Origin of the sequence: Joostella sp. CR20 (genome assembly GCF_038433465.1) — a bacterium.
In the GTDB taxonomy this organism is placed as follows: domain Bacteria; phylum Bacteroidota; class Bacteroidia; order Flavobacteriales; family Flavobacteriaceae; genus Galbibacter.
On the sequence record NZ_JAESVF010000011.1, the window covers coordinates 60,658 to 74,586 of the forward strand.

Genomic DNA, 13,929 nt, shown 5'->3' on the forward strand with positions numbered 1-13,929 from the left:
TTTTATCAAGAAATAATTGTTTAAAAAAATCAAATAAGGAAAGTACTGTTTTCCAGTTGTATTTCGGAAATCAGTAGGGGTGGAGTATAATTTTTAAAAGGAATAATGTTTTCTTCTAAGCCTTCAAAAACATTGATGAATGAAAATACATACGAAACTAATAAAGTTTGTTGGTGAAAGCTTAATTTTTCAAATGAAGATTTAAGCTCTGTTTGTCCTTCTACAACCAAATGTTCATCTGTACAACAGTGACTTTTTGAAATTTTTTCAGTAGAAGTAGTATCATTTTGCATTTCCATACCACAATCTTTGGCGGGTTTTAAAAATGCAACATCGACCAATTCACTTCCGCAATAATGCATATCAACAGTAAACGACATGGTAGAAAAAAGGACTACCATGGCCATTAAAAGTGTTGAAATATTTCGTAAAACTGTTTTCATATGCAATCGCAAAATTAAGAAAAAAATATGAAAATCGTTTTTTGTTAACTTAATTTTAATGCTACTTTTGTAGTGAATGGTATTTGCAACCGACTGATAAAGTGTGGTCTAAGTTTTTTAGTCAGAGTAAATTATTACAATTATTGAAAGCGCATTGATTTTGAAAATATTTCTAACCATATTAGCTGTGTATTTTTTGTCACTAAACTTTATGACGTGTAGTGACGAAGTGGTACAAACCGATGACACCGCGACAGCAGTGGTTTCTGTAGCACATGCAGATGGTGATATGGATATCGATTTTTGCTCTCCTTTCTGTCAATGTCATTGTTGCCACGTGCATGTTACACCATCTTCCGTTGCTACTTATACCATAATTTCTCCTGAAATTTCTTCGGAAGTCAATCTTCATACAAAACATATCGAAGACAAATTTCAACACTCCATTTTACAACCCCCTCGGGTTTAGTATACTTCTATTTTTTTGGTATTGAATTATTTAACTGAAAGGTTTTTTATGAGCTTTTCCGATTTTTCAATGTCAATTTCAGGTTGATTTAAAAGAAGTTATTTAGAATTACATTTCAGTATTTCTACGGTTTTGTTTCGCGAAATCGAGAAACTGAGACAATTTTAAATGAACAACTTATTCTCTTTAAACAACCCCTTATTTCAAATTAAAAATCATTTATAAAGGAGTATACGATTATGATTAATAAAATTATTGACTTTTCCATTCGGCAAAAGTTTATAATCGGACTGTTCATTATTGCACTTATAGGCGTAGGAATTTGGTCTATGAGTACGATTAATTTAGGTTCGGTTCCCGATATTACCAACAATCAAGTTCAAGTCATTACGGTTTCTCAAAATTTGGCTACTGAAGATATCGAGCAGTTTGTAACCTACCCTGTAGAGTTGGCAATGGCGAATTTGCCTGGGGTAGAAGAAATTCGTTCGATTTCTCGTTTCGGACTTTCAGTAGTTACCATTGTTTTTAAAGACGAAGAAGGTACCTATTTACCAAGGCAATTGGTGCAGGAAAAATTGAATGAAGTAAAAGCAGAAATCCCTGAAAAGTTTGGAAATCCAACAATGGGACCCATTACCACTGGATTGGGCGAAATATACCAATACACTTTAACTCCAAAAGAGGGCTACGAAGATGCATATTCGCCTACCGATTTACGAACCATTCAAGATTGGATAGTGAAACGTCAGCTTGCACTTACCGAAGGTGTTGTTGAAATTAATGCTTTTGGAGGTCATGTAAAACAGTATGAAATTTCTCTTGATTCTGATAAACTAAATTCGGCAGGAGTTACAATTTCAGAAGTTTTTGAAGCACTTCAAAAGAACAATGTAAACACAGGTGGCGCCTACATCGAAAAGAATAAAATGGCAAATTTTATTCGAGGAGAAGGATTGATTCGTTCCTTAAAAGATGTTGAAAACATTGTAATTAAAACTGAAAATGGCATTCCAATTTTAATTAAAAATGTTGCGGAAAATGTTCAGTTTGGAAGTCAAACGCGCTATGGTGCTTTTACACAAGACGGGCGAGAAGCAGTTGGAGGCATGGTGTTAATGTTGCGAGGTTCCAATCCAAATATGGTTATTCAAAATGTACAAACTCGGATGGAAGAAGTGCAAAAATCGCTTCCTGAAGGGCTAGAAATCAAGCCTTTTTTAGACCGAAGTTCTTTAATTGAACGTACCACCAGCACTGTAAAACAAAACCTTTTAGAAGGAGCTCTGATTGTAATTTTTGCACTCGTTATTTTGTTAGGAAGTCTTCGCGGAGGGATTATTACAGCAACCACCATTCCGTTATCACTTTTATTTGCGTTTATCTTAATGAAGCAATTTAATGTATGGGCAAATTTAATGAGTTTAGGAGCTATCGATTTCGGAATTATTATCGACGGTGCTGTAATTATTATTGAAGGAACTGTACACGAAATTCAAAAGCGACTGCGACATAAAAATACTGTTTTACAAGAAGGTGAAATGGATACGCTAGCTTATAAAGCGGGAAGTACCATGATGAATTCGGCTTTCTTTGGGCAAATGATTATTTTGATTGTTTTTACTCCCATTTTATTTTTAACGGGAGTCGAAGGCAAAATGTTTAAACCAATGGCTTACACTTTTGGTTTTGCAATGATTGGGGCTATTATTCTTTGTTTGACTTATGTCCCAATGATGGCTTCTTTGTTTATGAAACCCATTCAAAATACAAAAAGTGCCTTTGGAAAATTTGAATCTAAGTTAGAGCAATTTAGTAATCGTATTATCAATGCCATTCACAAAGCTTATTTGCCTTTACTTCAGTTGGCGTTAAAATTTAAAGGAGCTGTTTTAGGAATCGGACTTGTATTATTAGTTGTTAGCGGATTTATTTTTTCACGGATGGGAGGAGAGTTTATTCCGCAGTTAGATGAAGGAGATATTGCAATGCAAGCACTTATTCGTCCTGGAAGTGGTTTAAGCGAGTCGATAGACGTTTCGAAAAAGATAGAAACCATCCTCCTTGATAATTTCCCAGAGATTAAAACAGTGGTTGCTCGTATTGGGGTTGCCGATATTCCTACAGACCCTATGCCAATGGACATTGCGGATATGTATATCATTCTTGATAAAAATAAAGATAATTGGACTTCAGCAGTAACTAAAGACGAGCTTATTGAGAAGATGAAGGAGAAGCTCGATATACTTGCAGGCGTAAACTTGGTGTTTAGTCAACCTGTAGAATTGCGTTTTAATGAGTTGATTACAGGAGTTCGAGAAGATGTAGCTGTAAAATTATATGGAGAAGACCTTGATGTGTTAGCTGAAAAAGTTCAGCAAATGGCTACAATTATTCAATCGGTTGAGGGTGTAGGCGATGTAAATGCTGAAAGAATTTCGGGTTTACCTCAAATGACAGTGCGATACAATCGTCAAAAAGTAGCACAATACGGTTTGAATATTGAAAAACTGAATACGTACGTAAGCACAGCTTTTGCAGGAGGTGTGGCCGGACAAATTTTTGAAGGTGAAAAGCGTTTTGAACTCGTCGTTCGCTTGGATGAAAAAAATCGAAAAGATATTAATGACCTACAAAATTTGTTAATCGATTTACCCAATGGAACACAAATCCCGATTAAAGAAGTAGCCGATATCAGTTACCAACCTGGGCCCATGCAAATATCGCGCGATAATACATTTAGAAGAACTTATGTTGGGGTGAACACCCGCGGGCGAGATGTAGAGTCGGTCGTTATGGATATTCAACAAAAATTAGAAGAACAATTGTCGCTTCCTCCAGGGTATTACATTACTTACGGAGGGGAGTTTGAAAATCTGCAAAGTGCAAAATCGCGCTTACTTATTGTGGTGCCAATTGCTCTTTGTTTAATTTTTGTGCTTTTATATTTTGCTTTAAAATCGTTTATGCAAGCCATCATGATTTATATGGCAATTCCATTGGCTGCTATCGGTGGCGTTTTGGCGCTTTGGTTGCGCGACATGCCTTTTAGTATTTCAGCAGGAGTTGGGTTTATTGTGCTTTTTGGAGTAGCTGTTTTAAACGGACTCGTATTGATTAACCGTTTTAATTCTTTAAAGGAAGAAGGAGTAACCGATGTTAAAACGCAAATTTTTGATGGAACCAAAGAGCGTATTCGTCCGATTATGCTGACAGCCACAACCGATATTTTTGGATTTCTTCCGATGGCATTTTCGAGCTCGGCAGGAGCCGAAGTACAACAGCCGTTGGCAACAGTAGTTATAGGAGGTATGCTAACTGCAACCTTATTGACTTTGGTTGTGCTTCCTGTTTTGTATGCATTGATAGAAAAAAAGAAAATTCATTTTAAAATGAAGAAAAATACAGTAGTAACAGCTGTTGTAGTAGGATTTTTACTGATGGGAAATTTTTCAGTTGCGCAAGAAAGAAGAATGTTTGAAACTTCTTCAGAAGAAAAAGAATACCCAATCTCTATAGCAGAAGCTCAAGCAATGGCTGTAAAAAACTATCCGAAGTTAAAGGCAACACAACTTGCCATAAAAGGAGAAGAGGCCTTAAAGAAAACAGCTTGGGATTTAGGAAATACGCAAATTTTCACAGGAAAAGAAGAAGTAGGAAACGGTTCTGATGGTGTGGTGACTCCCATAGGAATTCAACAACAACAGATGGATATTTTCGGAATTCCTTCAAAATTAAAATTGCAAAAAGCACGTATTGCACTGGCTGAAGATAAATTGAATTTAACAACAATTGAAGTCGAGCGCGATGTGAGTAAAGCTTGGATTTTGGCATTTACAGCCCAAAAAACATGGCGTGTGTACCAAAAGTTAGATTCACTTTTTACTAAGATAGAGCGTGCGGCTCAACTGCGGTATGAAACCGAAGCTACGTCGAAGTTGGAATTTTTGGCAACCTCAAATCAAGCCAATCAAATTAAAATAAATAAAGAAATAGCGTATCGAAATTATAAAAGTGCTCAGGCGTATTTTAATAGTTGGTTGGCAAGCGATACACTATACACTGTGACAAATGTAGAAGCGAATGCTATTGATATTCCGTTTATTACTGAATTAAGTAGCCTTGAAATGCACCCAAAATTACAAACTTTAGCACAACAAGTTTCTGTTGCAGATGCTGAAAGTAGTGTGGCAAAAGCATCATTTTTACCAAAGCTACAAGGGCAATATTCATGGCAAGAAATAGGAGGGCAGTCTGGGTTTTATCAGTTTCAGGTAGGCGTTTCTATTCCGTTGTTTTTTGACCCAGAATTAGGAAAAGCACAACATGCTAAAATTCAAAAGGAAATAGCACAAGAGGAGTTTCTTCAGCAAAAAATAGCATTTACAACTGCCTATAAGCAAAGTTTGCAACAGTATTTGAAGTGGAAAAATACATGGAACTATTATCAAGAAAAGGCAATGCCACTGGCAGAAGAACAAATAAAAGGGGCGGTTTTGGCATATAAAGAAGGCGCGGTAGATTATGTGTCGTTTATACAGAATATGAAAGATGCTGTAAAAATTGAAGTTGATGCATGGGAAGCTTTTGAGGCTTATTATAGCAGTGGCTTTGAAATGGCATATTATCTAAAAAAATCAGAATAAAAATAAAGAAGTTATGAAATACAAATTTTTAAAATCGATACTTGTAACATTGCTATTTGGTGGATTGTTAGTAGCGTGTTCAAGCAAAACAAAGGATACTTTAGTAGAGAAAACAGCAACAGATAAACATGCTGAAGAAGAAGGGCATGAAGATAATCATAATACGGAGGAAAATCATGGGGAAGGTGTGTTAGAACTTTCAGAATTAAAGTTTAACAGTTTGGGAATTCGTGTGGATACCTTGTCTAAAAAAGCATTATCAGGAATTATTGAAGCGAATGGACAACTCGAAGTTCCACCACAATACGAAGCAACTGTAACGGCAATTTTGGGAGCCAATGTTATGCAGATTGAAGTAATTGAAGGCGATAAAGTGCAAAAAGGACAAGTGTTGGCGAGAATTTCGCATCCTAATTTAACCAAATTACAAACCGATTACATAAAAGCGTATAGTGATTTGGTGTTTCTAAAGCAAGAAAACGAACGCCAAAAACGCTTATATGAAGCGGAGGTAGGTTCTGGGAAAGCATATCAAAAATCGACTGCCGAGTATACCGCTACCGCGGGATTGGTAAAAGGATACGAAGCACAATTACGGCAATTAAACATCAATCCAAAAGAGATTCAATCGGGAGCCATTGTAACCTCAGTTGCTGTGTTAAGTCCGATTAAAGGCTATGTGGAAAAGGTAACGGTAAACATTGGGCAGTATGTAAATCCGCAAGATAAAATGTTTATGATAGTAGACAACGACCATGTTCATGCCGATTTAATGGTGTTTGAAAAAGATGTTTTTAAACTGAAAGAAGGGCAGGAAATCGATATTCAAGTACAATCAATTCCGAATAAAACATTAAAAGCCAAAATTTATTCAATTGGTAAACAATTTGAAACTTCTCCAAAAGCAATACACGTTCATGCTGAAATAAATTATGAGGATGAAAACCTAATTCCAGGCATGTATGTGAATGGGAAAATTCATACAGTAGAAGTTTTTGTTGATGCACTTCCTGAAGAAGCTATCGTGGAAGAAAACGGAAAGAAATTTACTTTTTCAGCAGAGAAAAAAATTGAAGAAAATAACGTGGTTTGGACTTTTACCCCCATTGAAGTTATAACAGGGCAAGTTCACGATGGATGGGTAGAAGTTAAGTTTTTAGAAAAACTCAATGTAAGTGTCTTATTAATAATGAATAATGCCTATTATTTAATGGCGGAAATGAACAAGGGAGAGGCCTCGCATAGTCACTAAGTTGAGTTATTTTGTTAAGTTTTTGTAATGCCGGTAGTCATAATGATTACTGGCATTTACTTTTTATTATATACTATTTGAGTTAAAATAACTAATATAGACTCATTATTGTAGAATAATTTCTTTTATTAAGTATATTTTCTTTATTATTGTGCTCATTTATAATAAATTTAAGAATTGCTATTTACTACACTTAAAAGTATGTTAAAATAAAGTTGGATTTTTTGTGAAAAATTTCCTAAATTTAGAAAAGAAAGTATGTGGATATTTTCTTACACATGCCAACTTAATGTAAAGCACGAGAGGTGTAAAGCAATTAATCTAATTTTAACTTAGTTAAATGAGAAAAACTTTACTATATATAACCCTCCCATTCCTACTCGTTAGCTTATTATTTCCATGTAATAGTTTCGGAAAGGAAACTAATGCGTCTAATTTTCTATGGATTGAAAACATCCAATCTGAGATAAACGGACTAGCTTTACTAAACTATAACTACGACGATTTTTTTCTAGATTGTGAATGTCCAGATGGGGCAAGTACTGTTGTGTCTGGAACATATACTACCTTACCTTCCAATACAATTTGTATTGCGGCAGGAGAGACTGTTACTTTTAACCCCGACAATACAACTACAGGTACAGTTATAGTTTATAACTGTGGTACCTTTAATTTTTCTTCTACAGATGGACCAGATAACATTGTCTTGTACGCTCAAGAAGGTTCTGAGAGTAATTTTGATACTGTACTCGTTAATGGAATCATGGCAGAAGTTGAAAGTGGGGCTATTTTTAACAATCACAACGGACAATCTACTTGCGAGTCGATTTCGGTTTATCGTGGAGGTACCTATGTTAGAGATGGATATTTTAATGGAAGTAGTTATACTCTATACAATCAAGGAACTGCAAATTTAGATTTTTACGACAGTACAGAATCCGCTGGGATTGCATTCCAAGCTACCACCGCAACATTAGTTACAGGCCCTTTAGCAACAACTACATTTAGTCGTACTTCAGGGAATGTTTCAACAGTAGCTGATGGTAAAACTACCAGCTTCACAACATTTAATCAAGATGCGAGTGCTTTTTCAACAATTAGCGATGATTTTGAAAATGATTATACATATACAAATGTGTGCTCATCTGGAGTAGACTCACCTTTAGCTTATCAAACAGATGAAGTTTGTGGTGATGGTATAGATAACAACTGGGATGGAGTAATAGATGAGGGTTGTGAAGATTGTACAGGAGATAACACTTTGCCAGGTTGTGATTTTGATGGGGATGGAATTAGCAATTTTGATGATTTAGATGATGATAATGACGGTGTGCCTGATGTAGAAGAATGTAAAGATGTAGTTTATATTGACGCCGATTTTTTTAATGAGTCTGGTAATATTACAGGCTTTCCACGCTCTTTTTCGAATGTAAGTGGTATTACTGGTTTTGATGTAACTGTTGAAACTGAAGGGACTTTTGATGGGACTTCTCCATATATATCAAGTGATGGAACGTTTAATAATGAAATAACAACCTTTAATGGAGCTACCAATTCTTTTATCATCTCTTTTCCAGGAAGTGTACAGCCAGGCTCTATTACGATTACTTCTGAAAATAATTTATTTGCAAGGTTAAATACGAACACCACTCCTAATCAAAGAATTAATGAGCGTTTATTATTTGAGATCTTAGGCCAAGGAGAAGTTACTGGTGAAACCAAAATTTTTGATGAATTTTCATGTAGTGAGGCTAATTATAGAGCTCCTGATATTGTTGATACAGGATCGGAAGCGTCTCATATGTATAATATGCCATTAGTAGCACTTGCAAATTCATGTGGGGTAGAAAGTGTTTTTAATGCTTCTGCAGGTATTACTCAGTTAAGAGTTACCTATAGTCTTCCCAACGGAGCATCAAATAATGCAACAACTCTTCAGTCATTTAGAATCACCATGAATATGTGTTATACCGATACCGATGGTGATGGTGTAGCAAATAAATTCGATTTAGATTCAGATGGCGATGGTTGTAGTGATGCTATTGAAGCAGGAGCAACCACAGATACCACAACCGATTTTCAGTTTACAGGTGTTGATAGTAATGTTGATGGATTAGTAGATGCAGTTGATAGTGATCAAGATGAACAAGTTGACTATGAGTCTACTTATAATCAACTAGCGATGAATTCTAATGCAGGATTTTGTATTGATTCAGATGGCGATGGGGTTTTAGATACTGATGATATTGATGATGATAATGATGGTGTTTTAGATGTTGATGAAGCCTGTGCAGACGGACTCTCAACAGGAACTCCATTCACAAGTATTTCTCAAGCAAGCTCAGTTACTTCGGCTGGGATTTATTATTTTAATATTGGTGGACAAGAATTTTCAACCTATGTAGACGAAAATGGATATGTTAAAATTGCGATTGATTTTGGAGGTGGTTCTGGAGCTTTACCACAAGGAAATGCTTTAAATAACAATGAACGTGGAATTTTAACCCCCGAAATTTTAGCGCTACTAGATATTGAAGAAGTCAGAATTTCCGATTCTACAGGATTCTTAGATGCAACAACTACCAATGCAGGTGTGATAGACCGTGTAAATATAAATTTTATAATTCATCGGGGGCAAGGAGATAATGGTATTAATGATGACTGGGTAGGATCCAATGCTCAAGTTCTTACTGTAAATGGTACTTCGAACACAAATGTGGGTAGCCCAACTTTGGATAGAGCTATTATACATATATCAGGAAACGCTAATGGGATGTCTTGGATTCCAATTACAAATAGGCAAGCTGTACAAAATACAAATACAGAGTTGTCGCCCGACGAATCATTAAATCTTTGGGTTAAAGGTGGAGAAGCGGTTTTTGAAGATGGAAATGGAAATTGTGACATTGATGGTGACGGACTTCCAAATCATTTAGACCCAGATGCAGATGGCGATGGATGTAGTGATGCACTCGAAGCTAGCGCTACCACAGATACTACCACAGACTTTACTTTTGACATTGAGGGAGGTAGTAGTACCGATGCAAACGGTAATGGTCTAGCTGATGAAGTTGAAGATGGTACTACAGGTAACAATAACTACCAATCAACATATGCACTTTATGGTTTAAATAAAAATATTGGGATTTGCTTAGATTCTGATAATGATGGGGTTATTGATTTTATTGATATTGATGATGACAATGATGGAATTCTTGATGAAGATGAAAACTGTCAAAACGGTTTAACACCAAGTACGCCTTTCTCTAGTATTACCCAAGCAAGATTTGTTCAAGTACCAGGGGTTTATTATTTCGAAATAGATGACGTGCCATTTTCATCTTATGTTGATGAAAATGGGTATGTATTAGTAGCTTACGACTATCCAACAGGTGGAGGGAATATTCCATTAACCAACAATGTAAATACTATGGATAGAGGAGTCTTTCCTCCAGAAGTACTTGCTGTTTTAGATAATTTATTAGAGGTTAGAATCTCTGATGGAGATGGGAATATAGATGGTGTTTCTACAAATGCTACTTTGTTAACGAGGGTACAAGGAAACTTAGCTTTACATCGCGGGAATGCAGGTGATAATGGAATAAACAGCGCTTGGACTGGAACAAATGTAGCTCCATTGGGTAGAGATGCAAGTGGAAGTGCAGGGAGTAATAATACATTGGATGCCAAGATTTTTCATACTGCTGGAAATAGAGCTGGTATGCATTGGATTCCAGCGTCAAACTTTCAACAAATTACAAACAATTCAGGGCAAATTAATGCAACTAATAGTTTAAGACTATGGGTTCGCGGAGATGCCTTGGGTGTTATGTCTGAATGTGATTATGATGGCGATGGAATAGAAAATTATCTTGATTTAGATTCTGACGGGGATGGCTGTAGTGATAGCTTTGAAGCAGGAGTAATTGATGCCGAAGTAGCAGATCATCAGTTTGTATTTACCGCTGGAGATGCTTCCGACACCAATGGAGATGGTTTGGCGGATGCTGTAGATGCCGATTTAGACGCTGAAACTGATTATGAAAACACTTATAACGATTTTGCAATCAACGCAGATAGAAGTTTATGTGAAGACTCTGATGGTGACGGAATTCCTGACCTTATTGATATAGATGACGATAATGATGGGGTATTAGATGTAACAGAACAAGAGCAATGTACAAATACGTATTCTGAAGTAATAAGTGGGGTTACATCGGCAAACTTTAATGTAGAGACTTCTATAACAGGACAGTTAGCAAATGGAGTTGGTTACACTATGATTGAAAATAACGATGATATTAGGTTTAGTAGTTTCACTACAGATAATACTTCCTGTCTGTTTGCAAAAGAAGAATATTTTTATGAGCCGATAGTAGCTACAGATGTTATTCAATTGGTTGCAGAATCTGGGAACGATCATCAATTTATTATTCAGTTCGATCAGCAAGTAAACAATGTTATTTTTAATATAAGTAGTATAGATCAACGAGCCTTAACTTTTACAGGGGTTGGACTTAGCGGAATTGAAGTGCTTCAAAGTAACGACCAACTTACGGTTAGCGGGAATACCATTGGAGATGTTGATCCTGGTTCTTATGACACTGTAGTATGTGAGGACAATGGAGGGAGTGCTTCGGGTTCTATTTTATTAAAAGGAAATTACCAAACCATCGGTGTTACGTTCACAAGTAATGGTACTTTAAATGATGGGATGGCTTTTCAGCTTTCAGAATACTGTTTTAACGATTTAGATACAGATGGTGACGGTACTGTTAATAGATTAGATTTAGATTCAGACGAAGATGGATGTAGCGATGCTTTTGAAGCTTTAGCAACCAAAGATTTAACCGAAAACTATCAGTTTGAAGGAACCGACGCCAACGAGAATGGCTTAGATGATGAGGTAGAAAACGGAACAACTGGAGAAATAAATTATGAATCAGAATACGAAACCTATGCTATTGATGACACAGAGAATGCGTGTTTAGATAGCGATGGAGATACTATTCCAGATGTTTATGATTTAGACGATGATAACGATGGTATTTTAGATTCAGACGAAGGTTGTTTGCAAATACGTCATTTCTTTACTGATATGACAACGCTTGCTACAAGTACTCGATCTACGAGTGATGCATTACTAACAGATTGGGTATATGAAAACCCTAATGACCCTGGAAACTGGTCGTTAAATTTAGAATTTAATGTAGAAATAGAGCTTATTATAGAGTCCATTTTAGGAGATCAATCTTTTGCTCGTTCTGGTACTGCTACTGTAGATGGAGTAACTAAAAACTTTAGCACAGCAGGAGGAGAATCTCAAGTTGTGGAGCATTCTTCTTCAAGTAAAGAATTACACACAATAACCTACGTAGGGCAAAATTTACCATTAAATGGATTGCGTGTATACGATGCCGATAGAAATCCAATTATTTTTTATGATTTTGGTATGCCAACAAGCCCTGTCGAAGACGGCTATTATGGAGTATCAAATAACAATCCAGACGAGACACAGTTTGTTTGTGGGTTTGGTGGGGATTTAGGAGATATTGATGGTGATGGTATTCCAAATCGTTTAGATTTAGATTCCGACGGAGATGGTTGTTCCGACGCTTTTGAAGGAGCGGGAGATTTTGTTGGAAGTCAGTTGGTAGCTTCAGAAATGGATGGAGGAAATACCGACGGTATAGATTCAACTTTTAATGGATATGGAAGCCCAGTTGTCGAAAATTTAGGTAACAATGTTGATTTAGATCCTTCGAGTGCTTCTTATGGAGTTCCAATTATTGCGGGGACAGGCCAGGCAATTGGTACGAGTCAAGAGTTAGCAGAAGATTTAGATGGAGATGGTGTAGGAGATGACTGTGATTGCTTTGATTATACGCAAACAGATACCGATGGAGATGGCGTCCCAGATTATGCAGATGTAGATGCTGATAATGATGGTATTGATAATATTACCGAATCTACTTCTGGAGTTGACCCATATTTAGATGGTGATGCAGATGACATACCTTTTTACTTAGATGATGATGATACAGACGAATTAATTGGAAATGATGATGGTGTTATCGAAACTGGTTTTGATACCGATGAAGATGGAGTTCCTAATCATTTGGATTTAGATTCAGATAACGATGGTATTCCAGATGCTGTTGAAGCACAAGCAGATTATACAGTAGCCAACAACTTAACAAATTGTCGATTTGACGATGGAGATGTTTTTAATACAGAAGGATGTGAAACAGGAGAATCTGCAGGAGGATTAGTAACACCTGTAGATACAGATGGTGACGGTACACCAGACTATTTAGATTTAGATTCAGATGATGATACCTGTCCAGACGGAATAGAATCAGGTTCTTCGGAAACAACCGTAAACACTACAGATTACACAACCGTAGATACAGCTTCAATTGATACAGCAACAGGGTTAGTCACAGCAGTAGGTTGTGTAGCTCCAGAAAATGATAATTGGGTTTTAGAAGATGAAAATGATGCTTGTTGCGAAATAGATGAAACAACTTTAACTGCTACACCAACTTCTCCTTCAACCTGTAGTCCAGCAAATGATGGTAGTATTTTAATTCAAGGCGGAAATCTTTCAGCTTCTACAGATTATAGAGTTACTTATACAAAAGACGGAACAGATGAAGATCCTGTAGTATATACAACAGCTACAGATGGTTCAATTGAAATATTAGGTTTAGAACCAGGAGAGTATACAGATATCACAATAGCATCTGTTGCAAATCCTACCACTTGCTTCGGAACTATTTCAACAATTATTACAATCACTCCTTTTACAAGTGATTTAGAAGCTTCGGAAACTACTGTTACGAATGTTTTATGTACAGGTGAAGCTACAGGAAGTATAGACATTTTAGTTTCTGGAGGAAACGGATCAGATTATTCTTTTGAATGGATTACTGCTGATGGAACTATTCCTAGCGGACAAGAAATTGTAGAAGACCCTAGTGGTCTTTCGGTTGGAACATATAGTGTTACTGTGACGGATAATATTACGCTATGCGAATTTTTATTAGAAGATATCGCAATCACCGAGCCTGCAGCTGCCTTAACGGCAAGCGCTACAGAGACTACGGCGGTAGCATG

General features: G+C 36.4%; 4 protein-coding genes and 1 pseudogene. 4 read left to right on the forward strand and 1 reads right to left on the reverse strand.

Annotated elements, in window-relative coordinates:
- Window positions 1-29: 29 nt before the first annotated feature.
- A complete protein-coding gene (locus tag JMA43_RS12450; protein WP_342156971.1) occupies window positions 30-443 on the reverse strand; it encodes an HYC_CC_PP family protein in 414 nt (137 codons plus the stop codon).
- Between the two features lie 160 nt (window positions 444-603).
- Here JMA43_RS12450 and JMA43_RS12455 point away from each other — a divergent pair, with 160 nt between their 5' ends.
- The 4 genes and pseudogenes from JMA43_RS12455 to JMA43_RS12470 all read left to right on the forward strand — a co-directional run.
- Complete coding sequence (locus tag JMA43_RS12455) at window positions 604-912, forward strand: DUF6660 family protein (protein WP_342156972.1); 309 nt, start codon at window positions 604-606, stop codon at window positions 910-912.
- A 239-nt stretch (window positions 913-1,151) separates the two neighbouring features.
- The gene (locus JMA43_RS12460) at window positions 1,152-5,558 is read left to right on the forward strand and encodes a CusA/CzcA family heavy metal efflux RND transporter (RefSeq protein ID WP_342156973.1); all 4,407 of its coding nucleotides are present in this window, start codon (window positions 1,152-1,154) and stop codon (window positions 5,556-5,558) included.
- A gap of 13 nt (window positions 5,559-5,571) precedes the next feature.
- Window positions 5,572-6,810 carry an efflux RND transporter periplasmic adaptor subunit gene (locus JMA43_RS12465; RefSeq protein WP_342156974.1) on the forward strand — a complete coding sequence of 413 codons (1,239 nt, stop codon included), beginning with the start codon at window positions 5,572-5,574 and terminating at the stop codon, window positions 6,808-6,810.
- A gap of 340 nt (window positions 6,811-7,150) precedes the next feature.
- Window positions 7,151-13,929 (forward strand): annotated as a pseudogene (locus tag JMA43_RS12470) (hypothetical protein); the annotation flags it as partial.

Excerpts from the sequence above, each read along its gene's own strand:
- JMA43_RS12465 (WP_342156974.1), top strand. The coding sequence starts at position 5,572 with ATGAAATACAAATTTTTAAAATCGATACTTGTAACATTGCTATTTGGT.
- JMA43_RS12450 (WP_342156971.1), bottom strand. The coding sequence starts at position 443 with ATGAAAACAGTTTTACGAAATATTTCAACACTTTTAATGGCCATGGTA.
- JMA43_RS12460 (WP_342156973.1), top strand. The coding sequence starts at position 1,152 with ATGATTAATAAAATTATTGACTTTTCCATTCGGCAAAAGTTTATAATC.